The sequence below is a fragment of the Marinobacterium mangrovicola genome (assembly GCF_004339595.1).
GTDB lineage: Bacteria > Pseudomonadota > Gammaproteobacteria > Pseudomonadales > Balneatricaceae > Marinobacterium_D > Marinobacterium_D mangrovicola.
The window spans coordinates 154,120-170,952 of sequence record NZ_SMFU01000009.1 but is presented as its reverse complement, the minus strand read 5'-3'; the positions used below and the strand labels follow the sequence as shown (position 1 = coordinate 170,952).

Here is a 16,833-nt window from a genome sequence, read left to right as displayed (position 1 = left end):
GACGTCAGGCAGCCTCATGCCGCCTCGACACTATCCTTATCAGCCGGTTTATCGAGCGCCAGACCGCGGTCTGTGGCCCAGGTCAGGCGGGCCTGGGAGCCTGGCTCGATGACCGGTGCATCCTGATCGTTGAGCATTTTCACCATCAGCTCGGCGCCGTCGCTCATCTTGAAGAAGTAGCGGATGGCATCGCCGACATAGAGCCGGGTGATGAATTCGGCGCTGATGACGTTATCGAACTCCCTGCCCGCCTCGGCGATAAACAGGTTTTCCGGTCGTACCGATAGAATGCACGGCTCACCCTTGGGCGGGCAGTTGATATTCAGTGCGCTGACCTTGTCACCGCGGGACAGGCTGATGGTGGCGGTCTGCTCGTTGCACTCTTCCACCGTGCCGTGAATATGGTTGTTCTCGCCGATAAAGTCGGCGACAAAGGAGTTGGCCGGCGTCTCGTAAAGCGCCGAGGGATGCGAGCACTGCTGCACCACACCGTCATTGAACACGGCGATGCGGTCGGACATGGTCAGGGCTTCTGTCTGATCGTGGGTGACATAGATGGCGGTGAAACCGAGCTGCTCGTGCAGGCGTTTGATCTCGTACTGCATGTGTTCACGCAGATTCTTATCCAGCGCGCCCAGGGGTTCATCCATCAGCACGATGCTGGGTTCGAAAATCAGCGAGCGCGCCAATGCCACGCGCTGCTTCTGACCGCCGGAGAGCTGGCCGGGGTAACGGCCACCAAAGGCATCGAGTTCCACCAGGGCCAGGGAGTCCTTAACTTTCTGCTTGACCTCGGAGGAGGGCAGTTTGCGCACCTTCAGCGGGTAGGCCAGGTTCTCGGCGATAGTCATGTGCGGGAACAGGGCGTAGTGCTGGAACACCATGCCGATGTTGCGGTGATAGGGCGCCACATCCTGGACCGACTTGCCGTTGATCTCGATGGCCCCGCTGGTGACATCCTCGAAACCGGCCAGCATCATCAGGCAGGTGGTTTTGCCGGAGCCCGAAGGGCCCAGCAGGGTAACGAACTCACCTTTGCGGATGTCCAGGTTGAAATTCTTTACCACCAGATTCTTCTGGTCGTAGCTCTTCTTCACATTGATGAAGCGAACGTATTGATCGTTGACGTCGGAACCTGACACTGAGTAACCCCTTACATTGCTTTGCTATCCGTGGGCGCGCGTTGGTGCGGTCATGGTGTACTTTTGGTGAAGTTGAAAGGCAATCTGCGTACCAGTTTGATGTAAACCAGCGTGTTACAGTCGTTTCAAGCAGAATGCTGTTTCGTATTTCATCCAGTCTAGGCATAAATGCACCACTTTTGGGCTTTTGGTGCACTTTTTTAGCTTGCTGCGCATTTACAGGAAAGATAGCTTGCAAAGTGGAGATTAGAGGGGAAATTTCCTTAGCAAAAGAGTCGGGATATAAATGTTTCTTTTTGTAACATCTGTTACGTAACGTATTTTCGTTTCTGGAAACAGTCGCTTAGTGTGCTGAATGAAGTTCCGCGCTGGTGACGCCCCGATACGGTGCCACCCGATAAAGACCACCGAGAACCATGTACTCCTGCTCGCCGTGCAGCTGCCCCGGTAGCAGGCTGTCGAAGCAGACGATTTTTGTCAGCGGAACATCCACCTGCAGAATCCGATGACCAAAACGCAGGGCCTCTTCGGGATCGAGGCTGAAGGAGCTGAGATTGTTGAACAGCTTCAGCGGTTGGCAGCCCTCTTTATCTGCAGGCGTGCCGAAAAGCTCTCCGACGCTGCCACGGTAGAGGCGCAGATGGCTTTGGCCAGGGTAGCGCTGAGCCAGTTCATACTGGCAATAGGTATAGAGCAGGTCGAGCTGAGTATCCAGGGCATTGGTGTTGTAAATGCCGCGTACGCGCTCCTCCATAAAACGGTCGTAGGCATCGCTTTCCGGGCCCGGGATCGGCTCCTTGTGAAACCGGGTCAGCAGGCCGAAGCGGGATTCCACCCAGCCTTTCCAGACCGCTCCTTCACGACTGTCCGAATCGAAAAACCAGCCGCGCAGCAAGCGGTTGTAATGCGCCTTGGGCCTAGGTTGCGGCTCCGCCTGTTCCGAGTCAGGTAGATCATCGGCGGGCAGGCGGAATCTCACCGTCATGTAGTTGCGGAAGGTTTGCAGGCGGGATTCAGGGCTGGCGTCATGGGACAGTTGCTTCAGCAGGTCAGCATAAAGAGCACGGATACCGTCCAGCTCCAGCGGTGCCGGTGACTGCTGATACTCCAGACTGGCGATCACCCGCGCGGGCAGGTTGCAGCGGTTCAGCGGCAGCAGAGCGTTTTTCGGTGGCCGTGGCAGGTCGGCTTCGGGCGAACGATGCTCGGGCAAGGGAGGGCTTTCCAGTTATGAGTAGTTAGGAGTAGTCATGAGTGATTCTGGGATCTTACCGACTCGTAGAGAGCCTTGTCCTGATCTGGGCCGGTCTGAAGCTGATCAGGGCGTGATCAATGTGGCCACCGGCGGCAGGTTTTCATCGTCGTTGAGAAGGCTGGCGGGCAGTACCAGCAGGTTGACCTGCCAGGCACGCAGCAGTGGCAGCAGCAGCTCCCGTTCGGGTACCGCCAGGTCGGTGCGTACGGCGATGCCCTCGGGCAGCCCGTGGGTCTGGTGCCAGGGGGATTCGGGCAGGGCCAGGAGAACGATCGGCAGATGGAACTGGTCGGCAATTCGGCGGGTGCATTCCAAGGCATGCTCCGAGGCTTCGTCGCCGTTGTGGATAACTGCTATATGGGGTCGGCCGGGCCGATAGCCGGGTTTGGCTACCGTATAGGATCTGTGAAGCTTGCCGATGCGCAGCAGCGCGGTGCCCGCTGACGGGCGGATTGAGCTGTGCTGGCTGATGCGCGTTACCTGCCATTTAAGCGGCTGGTGGCGGGCTATCTCTGCCAGCTGCCGATCTAAAGCCTGAATATTACGTCGCATACGTCGGTCCAGACTGGCGTTGTTCAGCGGCCGCGTCATAGCGCTGGAGCGGCAGATTTCGGTGCTGAACGGCAGCCCGGCCAGCGTGTTGAGGGATTCATCCTCCTCCAGTTGTGCCAGTAGGTCGGCGTCCAGTGCCTGCGCCAAGGTTACCCAGCGTTCCAGTTCGCCCGGGTTCGGCAGAGAGGCATCTAATCGAATCAGCAGTTGCCGAATCATCGGTTGCTCCTCCCAGCCCCGTTAGGATTCACTTTTGCCGCTTAGCTTGCGGGCCTGCTCGGTCCAGTCGAACAGTTGCTGCTGCACCCGGCCGTTGACACTAGAGGGTGGATAGCGGCCATCTTCATCGGCTTTACCCGGTTCTCGCTCGAACAGCAGGCTGATCAGTTCGTCCAGCCTGCTGACGGCATAGATGCTGAACTGACCCGCTTCGCAGGCGGCGACGACTTCGTGATCAAGGATCAGGTGGTCGACGTTGGTTTTGGGGATGATCACGCCCTGGTCGCCGCTGAGGCCGCGGTTGCGGCAAAGCTCAAAGAAGCCCTCTATCTTCTCATTCACGCCGCCGATCGCCTGAATCTCGCCCTGCTGGTTGATCGAGCCGGTGACGGCAAAGGATTGCTTGATCGGCAGGCCGGAAATAGCGGAAAGCAGCACGCAGAGCTCCATGGCGGAGGCGCTGTCACCATCGACCAGTCCGTAGGACTGCTCGAACACCAGGCTGGCATGCAGCGAGAGGGGCGCGTTGCGGGCGTAGCGAGCACCGATACAGTTAGCCAGGATCATCACGCCCTTGGTATGGATCGGCCCACCGAGCTCGGTTTCACGCTCGATATCGATCAGTTTGCCGCTGCCCAGGCGTGCGGTAGCGCTGATCCGGGCCGGCTTGCCGAAGCGCTGATCGCCGAGCTGGAAGACCGTCAGGCCGTTACCCTGGCCGATGGCGGTGCCGCTGGAAGCAAGCATTACCGTGCCGCGTTCGATCTGTTCCTGCATCAGCTCGGAATATTGGGCGCTGCGGGTGCGGGCCAGCTTCAGGGCACGGCTGACATGCTCGGCATCCACTTCGCTGGCGCCGGCCTGGGTGGCGCAGTAACTGGCCTCACGCAGTAGATCGACGAGTTGGCCACGGTTAAGCGACAGCTTGGCACTGTCGTCGACGCGGCGGGAGCTTTGTTCGACGATTCGCTCCAGGCCCGTAAGCGTGAAGGGCGCCAGAGCCTCCTCCTGCACCAGCTGGGTGATAAGACCGAGGTAGCTCTCGACATTCTCCCGGGAGCGGTCCAGCTGTTCATTGAAGTCAGCGTAGATCTTGAACAGCGAGCTGAACTCCGGATCGTAGGCTTTGAGCAGATAATAGAGCCGCCGCTCGCCGATCAGAATCACCTTCACTTTCAGCGGTATCGGCTCTGACTCCAGCGAGCGAGTGCCGCTGATGCCGTACATCTTTTCCAGCGGGTCGATGCGGATCTCATGGTTGCGCAGCGCCCGTTTCAGCCCCTCCCAGGCGAAGGGGTAGGTGAGCAGTTTCTCTGCGTCGACGATCAGGTAGCCGCCGTTGGCACGGTGCAGGGCGCCCGGCTGGATCAGGCTGAAGTCGGTGCTCAGGGTGCCGAAAGAGGAGCGGTACTCGATCCGCCCCACCAGGTTCTGGTAACTGGGGATATCTTCCACCACCACAGGTGAGCCGCCGTCGTTGTCGTGGCTGACCAGCAGGTTGATATGGTAGCGGCGGAAGGCATCGCTCTTGGCCAGTTTATGCAGCGGCGTTTTTGCGTTGTCGTCTTTTTCCGGGGCAAAAAAGTCGTCCACGTTCTCGATCATGTCCTGGTGTACCTGATCGAGAAACGTCAGCACCTCGGTCTGGGCACCGTACTTTTCGCGCAGTCCTGAGAGCGCCGGGTCGATGATGGAGTGGGTGATTTCATCCTCCAGCGCCTTGATCGCTTCGCGCTGCTCCTGCTGCAGCTTGGGCAGGTCCCGTACCAGGTTGGTCAATTCGGCATTGAGGCGCTCCAGCGCTGCTTTAATGCGCTCTTTCTCCTCGTCCGGCAGCGCCTTGAACTGATCCGGCGTCATCAACTTGCCCTCTCTGAGAGGGCCAAGAGTATAGCCGGAAGGGGTGCGCATCAGGGTGATCTGATCTTCATGGGCTTTTTCGCCCAGGCCCTTGAAAGCGTTTTCCTCGCGCTGCTCGAATTCGTCGGTAAGCTCCTGAACACGGTTGCGGTAATCGTCGCTTTTGAAGGTAGAGGGAATCTGCACCAGCAGCTGTTCGACCAGTTTCTGCATATCCCGCGACAGCGCCTTACCCAGCCCCTGCGGCAAACTGAGCATGCAGGGCTCGTGGCTGCGCTCGAAGTTATGCACATAGACCCAGTCCTGAGGCGCCTCGCCCTTGGCTGCCCGAGCGTTAATGGTGCGTGAGACCAGTTCTCTGCGGCCTATACCGGTGGAGCCGCTGACAAACAGGTTGTAGCCGGGATGGGGCATGCCGACGGCAAAGTTGATGGCGTCCATGGCCCGTTCCTGGCCCAGCGCGGAGAAGTCCGGCGAAAGGTCAGCCGTGGACCTGAAGCCGAATCGGCTCAGGTCGCAGTGGTGGTAGAGTTGGTCCGGCCCCAGTGGTTTCAGATCCTTAGCAGCCATCCTTAACGCCCATCCTTTTCATCTATCGATAGTCAAAGCGTAGATCAGTTAAAACCGCTCAGGTGACATTTCTGTGATGCAGTTGGCAACCCATTGGCTCAAATCAGAAGCTCTTATATGAGCAGTAGAAGGCCACCGGCCAGCATGCTAAGACCCAACCCCGGGATCAGTGTTTTTAATAGCCTGGCGTCACCGGCTGCGCCGGCCAGAACCCCCTTCACCAGCGTATTGCTGATCGCCGCCAGGGTGATGCCGACGATAGCGATCTGCTGGCCGAGGCCGTTATCGGTCATTCGGGTCAGCGTCAGGGTAATGGCGTCCACATCGGTGAGTCCGGCCACCAGGGAAACTATCCACAGTCCCTGCTCGCCCATCTCGGCTCTGATCCCCTCGGCGGCCAGCATGATCACCGCAAGCAGTGCGCCGAACTTCAGTGCCGGGCCGATCTGAAACGGCTTCTGGTTCAGCTGGCTGCTGTCGAATTCACCATCTGCTTCGGTTCTGCGCCAGAGCCAGAGCGCCATGGCGAAGCTGGTCAGGCTCATGCCGCCCAGAGGAATCGACAGCTGCTGTACAAGCTCCACATTCAATACCGCCACCAGCAGCAGAATACGTGGGTACATGATGGCGCTGGCCAGCAGAATACCGCCGGCCAGCAGCCGATACATCGGCAGCTGCTGGCTCATGCGGGCCAGGCTCAGCGTGGTAGCGGTGCTGGAGGCGATACCGCCAAAGGCGCTGGTGATCATGATCCCCTTACCGGCACCTGCCAGCCGCATGGCGAAGTATCCCGCCAGGCTTATGGCGGAGATCAGTACCACCATCAGCCATATTTCGTAGGGGTTCAGCGTGTTCCAGGGGCCGAAGGTTTCGTTGGGCAGCACCGGCAGCAGCACCGCCGAGATCAGTCCCAACTGCAGGATGCCGCGCAGCTCTTCGGCGTTAAGGCCGTAGATCCAGCCATGCAGGGTTTCCTTGAAGTGCAGCAGTACGGTGACGATCACCGCAGCGCCCACCGCCAGTGTGGATTCGCCGATGGAGACCAGCAGACCGAGCAGAAAGGTGAGCAGGGCCGCGATGACGGTAGTGGTGCCAAAATCCCGATCTTCGTCGCTGTTGAGCCGGTAACCCAAAGCCAGCAGCAGCGACAGACCCAGCAGCGCCGCGACCGGAATCCAGGGAGTCAGCAGGGTGCCGAGCATTCCGGCCACCTGGCCTGCTACCGCCACCAGGGCGAAGGTGCGGATACCGGCAACGCGGCCGCCGGCGCGCATCATGCGTTCATGCCAGCCGCGTTCCAGGCCGATCAGCAGCCCGAGGGCCAGAGCGGTGAGCAGTTGGACAATCGGTTGATCGATCATGGGTGGGGCTCCTTGCCTGGCTCTTTCTTTCTATATTAAGCGTAGAAAAAAATGGCGCTCATAGAGAGCGCCCAAGGCTTAGAGCAAACTCTTGTCAGGCTTAAGGGCTGTCCCGCTCTCTGCGTTGGACTTTCTCGACGTAGCACCACTACGCCTTCAAAAGCCCGCCTTGATAGCGAACCAGCCCGTAAGCCTGCCAGGGCCGGGTTGCTGGTTACCGATTCTCGACAGGCCACTAGCCTGCCTTCAAAGTGGCGCCGCGATCAGGGTCCGCTCAGCAACCCAGTGTCAGAAGATGGTTGTCCCGCTCTCGGCGTTGGGCTTTCTCGGCGTAGCGCCACTGCGCCTTCGAAAGCCCAACTTGATAGCGAACCAGTCTGTAAGCCCGGTTGCTGGTTACTGCTTCTCGCAAGCCACCAGCCTGCCTTCAAAGTGGCGCCGCGATCAGGATTCGCTCAGCAACCCGGTGTCTGGAAAAGCCGGTCTGCCTTGATAGCGAACCAGCCTTTCAGTCTAACGGGGCGTGTTACATCTGCCCCTGGGTTTCGTAACGGACGTGCCAGCTCAGTGCTTCTTCCAGCAGGTGCGGTGTGTGCATGCCGCGGCCGGAATGCAGAGCGCGTTCGTAGTAGTCCATCAGCGCCGGGCGGAAGTCCGGGTGGGCACAGTTGTTGATGATCTCGTGGGCGCGCTGGCGCGGTGAAAGGCCGCGCAGATCCGCCAGGCCCTGCTCTGTGACGACAATCTTCACATCGTGCTCGGTGTGGTCCACGTGGGAGACCATCGGCACAATGGCGGAGATGGCGCCATCTTTAGCGGTGGACGGCGACACGAAGATCGACAGGTAACCGTTACGGGCAAAGTCGCCGGAGCCGCCGATGCCGTTCATCATCCGCGTACCCATCACGTGGGTGGAGTTGATGTTGCCGTAGATGTCCGCTTCGATCAGGCCGTTCATGGCGATCACACCGAGGCGACGGGCCAGTTCCGGGTGGTTGCTAATATCCTGTTGGCGCAGAATGATCTTGTCGCGGTAGAGGTCGATATTGTTATCGAACTCGGCGATCCCTTCCGGGCTCAGCGAAAACGCGGTGGCCGACGCGGTCGCCAGGGTGCCGGATTTCAGCATTTTCAGCATGCCGTCCTGAATCACCTCGGTGAATGCGGTCAGGTTCTTGAACGGTCCGGCGTCCAGGCCTTCAAGCACGGCGTTGGGGATGTTACCCACACCAGACTGAATCGGCAGCAGCTCTTTCGGCAGGCGGCCCAGCTCGATCTCGCGGTGGAAGAAGTTGAGAATGTGCTCCGCGATCTTGCGGGAAGTCTCATCCGGGGCCTTGAACGGAGTGTTACGATCGGCGGCGGAGGTTTCCACCACGGCGATCACCTTCTCCATAGGGCAAGCCAGGTAAGGTTCGCCGATGCGGTCGGACGGATCGGTGATCATGATCGGCTTGCGGTTCGGCGGCAGCGCGGTGCCGTAATAAACGTCGTGCATCCCTTCCAGCTTGGCGTTCTGCTTGCTGTTGACCTCGAGGATGATCTTGTCCGCCTGCTCGATCCAGGTTTTGTTGTTGCCCACGGAGGAGGAGGGGATCAGGCTGCCGTCTTCACGGATGCCCGCCACTTCGATTACCGCCAGATCCATCTTGCCGAGGAAGCCGGACCAGGCGTACTGGGATACTTCAGACAGGTGGATATCGACGTAATCCATCTTGCCGGTGTTGATGCGGTCACGGCAGATAGGATCGCTCTGGAACGGCAGACGCATTTCGATACCGTCTACTTCGGCCAGCACGCCGTCCAGCTCGGGCGCGGTGGATGCGCCGGTCCAGATACTGATACGAAACGGCGGTTCGCCGGCGGCGTTCAGCTTGCGGATACGCTCGGCCAGGGCGCCGGGAACAGCCTTGGGATAACCCGCGCCGGTGAAACCGCTCATGCCCACGTTGATACCCGCAGGGATCAGTTCGGCCGCAGCTTCGGCGCTCATGACGCGCTCGCGCAGAGCTGCGCAACGAATGCGTGATTCGGAAGACATAGGACTTTCCTCAGATCTTATAGATTGTCGACAATTGTGGAATTGGAGTTATTGATGTCGACGAAGGGGTAGTTATTAGAAGAGCGATTATAAAGAGATAGAGGCGGGGCTCTAGGGTGGCGGACTAGTCTATTAGTCTAAAATTGCAACGAAATTGTCGACATTGTGCCGTTTTTTGCATCAAAGTGTTGTCGCGGTATGCTGCGAAATCGAGCCTGAAAATCTTATAACACGCAAGAAAAAGCCCCGCCGTTTGGCAGGGCTTAGTGTTCCGCTATAGCCGCTGAAATTACTTCTTCTTCAGCGGTGCGAAGCCGTCATTGCTGATCGGAGTCGGCGCTGCCGGTTGCGCGCGGCGTTTGCCGGTCTGCTTTTTATCCCGGGCGCGTTTCTTCTCTTTCGGCTTATCCCCAGCCTTCTTGCTGTCCTTCCTCTTACGGGTACCGGCGGCCTTGCCGTTGCTCTTCACCTTTTTCGGTCCGCGATAGCTGCCTTCGATGCCCTTCAGTGTGCGCGACTCGAATTTAACCCGCAGATAGCGTTCGATGCTGGCTTTCAGGTTCCACTCGTTGGGGGCGATCAGGCTGATCGCCAGGCCTTCACGGCCGCTGCGACCGGTGCGGCCGACACGGTGTACGTGTTCGTCGCCACTGCGCGCCAGGTCGAAGTTAATGACCAGGTCGATCCCTTCGATATCCAGGCCGCGGGCGGCCACATCGGTGGCGATCAGGATGTTGATGCGGCCCTGGCGCAGCAGGTTGAGTACGCGGGTACGCTCAGGCTGGCTGAGTTCACCGTGCAACACACCCACGCGCAGTCCCTTGGTCTGCAGCTTGGAATTGAGCGATTCGCTCAGCGCGCGGTAGTTGGTGAAGACGATCGCCTTGTCGTAGGTTTCGTTCTTCAGCAGCCACTCCAGCTGGCGTTCCTTGAGCTTGGCGTCGTCCGCCAGAATCACCTGCTGGCGGATGTGGGTCAGTTCTGTCTGCGCGGTACTGAGCTGTATTGTCTCCGGCTCCTTGAGCACGCGATCGAGAATATCGCCTACGCCGCGGTGGGTCAGGGTCGCTGAGAACAGCATGCTCTGACGCTCCGTCCGACAGGCGTCGGTGACGAACAGCACCTCTTCACGGAAGCCCATATCGAGCATCCGGTCCGCTTCGTCCAGTACCAGGAATTCGAGATCGTCAAAGTCCAGGGTCCTGCGCTCCAGGTGCTCCTTGATACGTCCCGGTGTGCCGACAATGATCTCCGGATTCTTGCGGATCTTGGCAGCCTGATTGTCATAGTTCTCGCCACCACAGACCGACAGGGCAGTAACGCGAGTGAAGGCGGCCAGCTTTTCGCACATGGCGGTGACCTGCTCGGCCAGCTCGCGGGTTGGCGTCAGGATCAGGCCGCGGGTGCCGCTGCGCGGCGCTGATACTTCAACGCAGCGCTGCAGAATCGGCAGCAGGAACGCCAGGGTTTTGCCGCTGCCGGTCTCGGCGCTGACCATCAGGTCCTTGCCTTCGAGTGCGGGGGGCAGGGCAGTGGCCTGCACTTCGGTGGGCTCGGTAAAACCCAGGGTATCGATCGCCTTCATCAGGCGTTCATGAAGAGATAACTCATCGAACACGGGGGGGTATTTCTCCGCAAAATGGAAAAGCGCTGAATGAGGCTCTGCGCTTTGTGTATTTAAAGACGAATCCTAGCAGAAAAGCGGCGTAACGCCGATCAATGGATGAACAGAGTTTGCCAGCGCGCCGGGTTTGCGCGCTTGGCAGAGTTGCCCCCGTACTCTTCCAGTGCTTATCCACAGATAACGGGGATAAGTTTAACGGCTTCTTTATAGAGATAGCTCAAAACTATCGCAGGTTTATCCATAATTAATTTTTCCTTGATCACCTCTATGGGTAATCTGAATCCAGTTGCAAATCATTGAATCCGAGGAGAAGCAGATGTTGGAAAATCGTGAAGGTCAGCGCGTCCCAGAAGTCACTTTCCCCACCCGCGTGAACAACGAGTGGGTTAATGTCACCACTGAAGAGCTGTTTGCCGGCAAGACCGTGATCCTGTTCGCGCTGCCGGGCGCCTATACACCGACCTGCTCAAGCACTCACCTGCCGCGCTATAACGAACTGGCGCCGGTGTTCAAACGTGAGGGTGTGGACAGCATCATCTGCCTGTCGGTTAACGATCCGTTCGTGATGGCCGCTTGGGCGGGGGATCAGAGCGCTGCCAACATCGATATGCTGCCGGATGGTAACGGTGAGTTCTCCGAAGGTATGGGGATGCTGGTGGAAAAACGCGACCTGGGCTTTGGCAAGCGTAGCTGGCGCTACTCCATGCTGGTCAAAGATGGTGTGATCGAGAAGATGTTTATCGAGCCGGATGTGCCGGGTGACCCGTTCGAGGTTTCCGATGCCGACACCATGCTCGATTACATCAACCCCAAAGCGGAGCTGCCGTACCGGGTATCGATGATCACCAAGCCGGGGTGTCCGCACTGTATGCGTGCCAAGAAGCTGCTTAAAGAGAAGGGGATGGCCTATGAAGAGATCGAGCTGGGTCAGCACGGCATTACCTATTCGACGCTGACCGCAATCAGCGGTCGTGGCACGGTGCCGCAGATCTTTATCGACGGTGAGCATGTCGGCGGAGCCGACGAGCTGGAACACTGGATGGCAGGCTAAAAACAGCAGCCTCTTCCTGTCTATACAAACAGCGCCCCGGTGGCGCTGTTTTTGTTACGTTCATCAAACTTGCTCGCGTTGGCCTGAGGATAAGCCAAGCGCGGCCCGACTTGTCTCATCACCTCTAAACTTTCTATCACCTCTAAAGTCTCTATCAACTCTAAACTTGCGTTCCCCGGCACTTTTGAATACAAAAGCTTAGACGTCCGTTATTAAAGTTAAATCTACGGGCCTCAGGGAGAGTCTGATGCGAGTCTACATTGCCGCCTTGATTCTGGCGTTGCTGGCCGGTTGCAGCAGTAACGGGCCGCGCTATTACTCGCCTGATCTGCCGGCGTCTGAATACTCCCTGCGTGCCGATCTTGAAGCTCAGTACCTGGCCTGGAAAGGCACTCCCTACCGTCTCGGAGGCATGAGCCGCCGTGGTGTCGACTGCTCCGGGTTTGTCTCCCGGGTCTTTGATGACCTTTACGGTATGAATCTTCCCCGCACCACGGAACATCAGGCTGATCTCGGCTATAGCATCGACCGTGATGAGCTGCAGGTAGCTGATCTGGTATTTTTCAAGACCGGCTGGCAAACCCGTCATGTCGGTATCTATATGGGAGGAGGGGAGTTCCTTCACGCCTCTACCAGCCGCGGTGTCATCATCTCCTCGTTAGACAACCCCTATTGGCGTCGCCATTACTGGACCTCTCGCCGTTTCACTGTGCGTGACTAAGCGCAGTGGATAAACGCTTTTCTATGGCTTTTTTTATCCCACTTGCCGGTAATGCCGGGTTTGAAAGTGCTTGTCCGCAGAAGTTATGCACTGGGGATAACCTTTTGCCGTTTTCTCTGTGAGTAAGGCTTGGGGATAAGCGGCATAGATCAACAGGTCGATCCCTTGTAAACAGCGAAATCCAGCGGATTTGCCTGTTGACATTTCCCCCCTCGCAAAAACTTTTCCCACACTGATTGATAAATGATCGCTTTTCTTGAGGCGTCTATTCATGGGCCTTTGAGTGCTAATTCCTCGTGCTGTCCCAAACTTATCCTCATCGTTGTGCACAGATTCTGTTTGCAACCTTGGACTAATTCACATGAACGTCATCTGTTCGCTTTCTCCTGTGGATATCCTAATGAGGAGCCTGTTGCAGGTCTGTAGATAAGTCTGTTTTTCCAGCTCCTGCTGCTGTCGCTTATGCAGAAATGTCGCTGATGTGTATATCTTTTAATTAGAGTTTTGTGATGAATTGGGGACGAATAACTGGCCCGAGTGGGAGTGCTGGGTTAGATTTATTTTCAGGTTAGTCGGTGTTGCGCCCCTGCCGGCTGATGAAGGTAGTCACTGAAGACGGAATACCGGATGGGCATTATTCGTAATTGTCTGGCGTATCTAATGATTATGCTGGCTCTATCGGGCTGTGCCGAGGATAGCAAGCCGCTCAGGTTGGGGGCGGTACTCTGGCCGGGCTACGAGCCCCTGTTTCTGGCACGTTCCCAGGGCGACCTGGAGGAGGAGCGAGTAGGCCTGGTTGAATTGCTGTCGACCGGCGAGGTGATGCGCGGTGTTCGTAATGGAGCCCTGGATGTAGCGGCGTTGACCCTGGATGAGGCGCTGCTGCTGGCGCAGGATGTCGAAGACCTGAAGATACTGCTGGTGACCGACACCTCTTATGGAGCTGATGCGATCCTGGCGGATGGAGAGATGACGATGTCAGGCCTGAAAGGAAAGAGGGTAGGCGTCGACTCCACCGCCTTGGGCGCCTACTTCCTCTCTAGAGCGCTGGCTGAGTCTGGAATGAGCGAGTCCGATATCATTCCCGTTTCGCTGTCTGTAGATATGCATGAAAGTGCCTTTCTCAATGATGAGGTTGATGCGGTGGTGACCTTCGAGCCGATCCGCTCGCGGCTGCTGGGAACGGGAGCAAACCAGGTATTCAGTAGCCGTGATATACCTAATGAAATCATCGATCTGCTGGTTGTCCGCGGTGCTATACTGAAAGACCGCGAAGAGTCGGTCAGGTACCTTATAGACGCTTGGTACAGCGGGGTCAGATTCCTGCGTGAGAAGCCGCAGGAGGCCTATGGCCTGATGAGCGAAAGGCTTGGGCTAACGGAAGAGCAGGTTGAAACCTCCCTGGAAGGGTTGTCCATTCCTGACCGGAAAGAAGTACGCAGCATGCTTTACGACAACAATGGAATTCGAGCCCAGGCGGACCGACTCGAACGCCTTATGATCGCAGAGGGCCTGCTGACTGAGCAGGTCCAGCTGGATGACATAGTGGTAGCGCGGAGCCTATGGGATTGAAGCTGACCTACCCTCCGCTGCGTTTCCTGCTGCCGCTACTGATTCTGATCGGTGGGGCATTGGCGCTGTTGTTCGTACTTTTTGTGGCTCGACCCTACCTGCTTCACCTCACCGACAGCAATGCCCGAACCGAGATCAGCTATTCCGTTAACCGCTTGCAGGGCACTCTGGAATATATGCTGCTGCGCGGCGACGAGGAGGGCGTACAGCGCGAAATTGCCGCCGCCAGTATGCGGCGCTACGTTAAACACCTTGTCGTACTTGATGATCAAAACCGGGTCATCGCGTCTTCCCGTCTCGCCGATCGTGGCCGCCTTCTTAGTGATCTTTCTCTGCACCTGCCGGGTGATTTCCTTGACGATATCAAGAGCTCCGGCAGTCTCAATTTTTACGATTCTGCTCATGAACGCACGATTTATGGTGTCGCGCCTGTGGCCCTGCCTGATCCTGGTGAACCGCGCCAGACCGCCCGGGGCTCGATGGTTATTGAGGTGGATACCCAGCTGCTGGGAAACAACCTGCTGGGGCGGATCGATAACTTCTTCCTCTGGATAGCAGGTTTCATCCTGCTGAGTGCACCGCTGGTGTGGTATGCCGGCGAACGGTTTATTAACCGTCGTCTGGCGCGGATCATGGGCGGTATCGAAGCGATGCAGGCGGGACACTATGACCAGGAAGTAAAGCTGGGAGGTGGTGATGAGCTGGGACAGATAGCTACCGCACTTAACCGTCTGGCCGCGTCGATCCGGGTAAGCCGTGAAGAGCTGAAAAACCAGAACGCCCTGTTTGACGAGGTGATGCGCCATATTCCGGCGCTGGTCAGCATCGTTAGCGAAAAGGGTAACTTTGTTTACGCCAACCGCCGTTTTCAGTCTTTCTACAAGGTGGACCCCGCCAAGAAGGGGCTGGATCTGGATAGCACCTTCAACAGCGGGATTACCCGGCGTCACCGCGAACTTAATCGCCAGGTACTGGCGCGGGGCGGGCCGATGCAGCTGCATCTGACCACCGAGTTCGAGGGGCGTGAAACCACCTGGTTTATGGTCAAATTTCCGCTGATGAACGGTGAGTCGCGCTCCGTTTGCACCGTCTCCCTGGATATCACCGAGCAGGAAACCAACGAGCAGCTGGTGAATATTTCCCGGCGCATTTTTGAAAACACCTCGGAGGGCATTCTTATCTCCGACCGGGATCAGCGCATCGTCGAGGTTAACGACTCTTTTGCCAGGATGAACGGATCGAGCAAGGAAGAGCTGATCGGTAGCCGGGTGGAGATCGTTGACAGCTCGCTGAGTGGTGAGAGGTTGAAAGAGCAGGTCGATGCCACGCTCGCCGTGAAGGGAAGCTGGCAGGGAGAGCTGACCTGTCGCCGGGCCGATGGCTCGACCTATCCCGTGCGGCTTTCGGTCAGTGCCATCCGCGATCGCTTTAACCGCCAGGATGGCTTCTTCGCAATCTATCAGGATATCAGTGCGGAGAAAGAGGCCGAGGAGTCACTGCAGAAACTCGCCTATAACGACGCTCTGACCGGGCTCTACAACCGGGCCTCGTTCAAGCTGCATCTGCAGAAAGCGCTGGAGCGGATGAAACGTTATGACGAGCAGTTTGCCGTGCTGTTTATCGATCTGGATCGCTTCAAGGAGGTGAACGACTCCTTTGGGCATGAGTGTGGTGACCGTCTGCTGGAACAGGTGGCGGAGCGCTTGAATGAGCAATTGCGTGAAGTGGATCTGGCCTGTCGTTTAGGAGGCGATGAGTTCACCGTGCTGGTGCCTCACGTGGACCAGACGGAGGGTCTCGCGGTGCTCGCCGACAAGCTGATCGCAGCGATCAGCAAGCCCTATCTGGTGGATGGCCAGGAGCTGTTTATCGGCTGCAGTATCGGCATTGTGCTGGCGCCGACAGACGGCGAAGAGAGCGATCTGCTGATGCGCAACGCGGATGCGGCGATGTACCACGCCAAAGAGAGCGGGCGAGGGTGTCACGCCTTCTTTGACAGCGAGATCGATGATCGCAACCGGCGCCGTATCCAGGTTAAAAACGGGCTGCGCCTGGCCCGCACTAGGGGCGAATTAAGCCTGGCCTATCAGCCTGAGGTGGATCCGGTCAGTGGCGAGGTAAAAATCTACGAAGCCCTGATGCGCTGGTACAGCAACGAGATCGGTCTTGTCTCGCCGGTGGAATTTATCGCCGTCGCCGAGGAATCGGAGCTGATCGAAGAGCTCACCGAGTGGTTGATTGCGCAGGTGGCAGCGGATTGCCAGCAGGCACCGTTGAACCGGGCCAAGATCAGTATCAACCTGTCGCCACGCCAGTTCCGCAGTGAAAGCTGGCTAAGGCAGGTGAACGCCGCAGTGGATTCCGGCTCGGTAGATCCGGGGCGTCTCTGCATAGAGGTGACCGAAAGTGCCCTGGTGGAGGATTTCTCCCGTGCCCATGAGCAGTTGAAAGAGATACAGAAGCTGGGCATCGAGGTGGCGATCGATGATTTCGGCACAGGTTACTCGTCACTTTCCTACCTGAAGCGGATGCCGATCGATTACCTGAAGATCGACCGCTCCTTCGTTGCGGATATCGGGCAGGATACCGATGACCAGACCATTGTTGAGACGGTGATCGTCATGGCTCATGCGCTGGGATTGAAAGTGGTGGCCGAAGGGGCCGAGAATTCACAACAGGTTGAATTCCTGACCAGCCATCAATGTGACCTGATCCAGGGCTATTACTACGCTAAACCGGCTTCACTGCACGATCTGGCGGCCCAGGAAAGAGAACAACTGAACACTCATTGATCACTTTAAACAATGAGTTACAGAAAGTTGAGATAAGCTGTTGACACTCAAAATTTTGAAGGTAATATTTGCG

At 57.7% G+C, this 16,833-nt stretch carries 11 protein-coding genes; 4 read left to right on the top strand and 7 right to left on the bottom strand.

The window, feature by feature from the left end; genetic code table 11:
• Positions 1 to 14: 14 nt before the first annotated feature.
• The 7 genes from CLV83_RS13255 to CLV83_RS13225 all read right to left on the bottom strand — a co-directional run bounded on the left by CLV83_RS13255 (position 15) and on the right by CLV83_RS13225 (position 10,618).
• Positions 15 to 1,142: an ABC transporter ATP-binding protein gene (locus CLV83_RS13255; RefSeq protein WP_132293144.1), complete on the bottom strand. Its 1,128-nt coding sequence runs from the start codon at positions 1,140 to 1,142 to the stop codon at positions 15 to 17.
• Positions 1,143 to 1,485: 343 nt separating this feature from the next.
• The gene (locus CLV83_RS13250; RefSeq protein ID WP_207894892.1) at positions 1,486 to 2,355 is read right to left on the bottom strand and encodes an NAD(+)--dinitrogen-reductase ADP-D-ribosyltransferase; all 870 of its coding nucleotides are present in this window, start codon (positions 2,353 to 2,355) and stop codon (positions 1,486 to 1,488) included.
• Between the two features lie 105 nt (positions 2,356 to 2,460).
• Complete coding sequence (locus CLV83_RS13245) at positions 2,461 to 3,168, bottom strand: hypothetical protein (RefSeq protein WP_132293142.1); 708 nt, start codon at positions 3,166 to 3,168, stop codon at positions 2,461 to 2,463.
• Between the two features lie 21 nt (positions 3,169 to 3,189).
• Positions 3,190 to 5,598 carry an ATP-binding protein gene (locus CLV83_RS13240; RefSeq protein ID WP_132293140.1) on the bottom strand — a complete coding sequence of 803 codons (2,409 nt, stop codon included), beginning with the start codon at positions 5,596 to 5,598 and terminating at the stop codon, positions 3,190 to 3,192.
• 113 nt (positions 5,599 to 5,711) lie between these two features.
• Positions 5,712 to 6,959, bottom strand: coding sequence for an MgtC/SapB family protein (locus CLV83_RS13235; protein ID WP_132293138.1), 1,248 nt, complete (start codon positions 6,957 to 6,959; stop codon positions 5,712 to 5,714).
• 526 nt (positions 6,960 to 7,485) lie between these two features.
• Positions 7,486 to 9,000, bottom strand: a complete 1,515-nt coding sequence (locus tag CLV83_RS13230) for an acetyl-CoA hydrolase/transferase family protein (protein WP_132293136.1) — start codon at positions 8,998 to 9,000, stop codon at positions 7,486 to 7,488.
• 289 nt (positions 9,001 to 9,289) lie between these two features.
• Entirely contained in the window at positions 9,290 to 10,618 is a 1,329-nt protein-coding gene (locus tag CLV83_RS13225) for a DEAD/DEAH box helicase (RefSeq protein WP_207894890.1), read from the bottom strand.
• 322 nt (positions 10,619 to 10,940) lie between these two features.
• Here CLV83_RS13225 and CLV83_RS13220 point away from each other — a divergent pair, with 322 nt between their 5' ends.
• From CLV83_RS13220 to CLV83_RS13205, 4 genes are all read left to right on the top strand, one after another.
• A complete protein-coding gene (locus CLV83_RS13220) occupies positions 10,941 to 11,675 on the top strand; it encodes a glutathione peroxidase (RefSeq protein ID WP_132293134.1) in 735 nt (244 codons plus the stop codon).
• Positions 11,676 to 11,922: 247 nt separating this feature from the next.
• Entirely contained in the window at positions 11,923 to 12,396 is a 474-nt protein-coding gene (locus CLV83_RS13215) for an NlpC/P60 family protein (protein WP_132293132.1), read from the top strand.
• Positions 12,397 to 13,056: 660 nt separating this feature from the next.
• Positions 13,057 to 13,968 (top strand): ABC transporter substrate-binding protein, encoded by a 912-nt coding sequence (locus CLV83_RS13210; protein WP_165900310.1) that lies wholly within the window; start codon positions 13,057 to 13,059, stop codon positions 13,966 to 13,968.
• Positions 13,965 to 16,760 carry an EAL domain-containing protein gene (locus tag CLV83_RS13205; protein ID WP_165900309.1) on the top strand — a complete coding sequence of 932 codons (2,796 nt, stop codon included), beginning with the start codon at positions 13,965 to 13,967 and terminating at the stop codon, positions 16,758 to 16,760. The genes CLV83_RS13210 and CLV83_RS13205 overlap by 4 nt, the downstream gene beginning before the upstream one ends.
• The last annotated feature ends 73 nt before the right edge of the window (positions 16,761 to 16,833 follow it).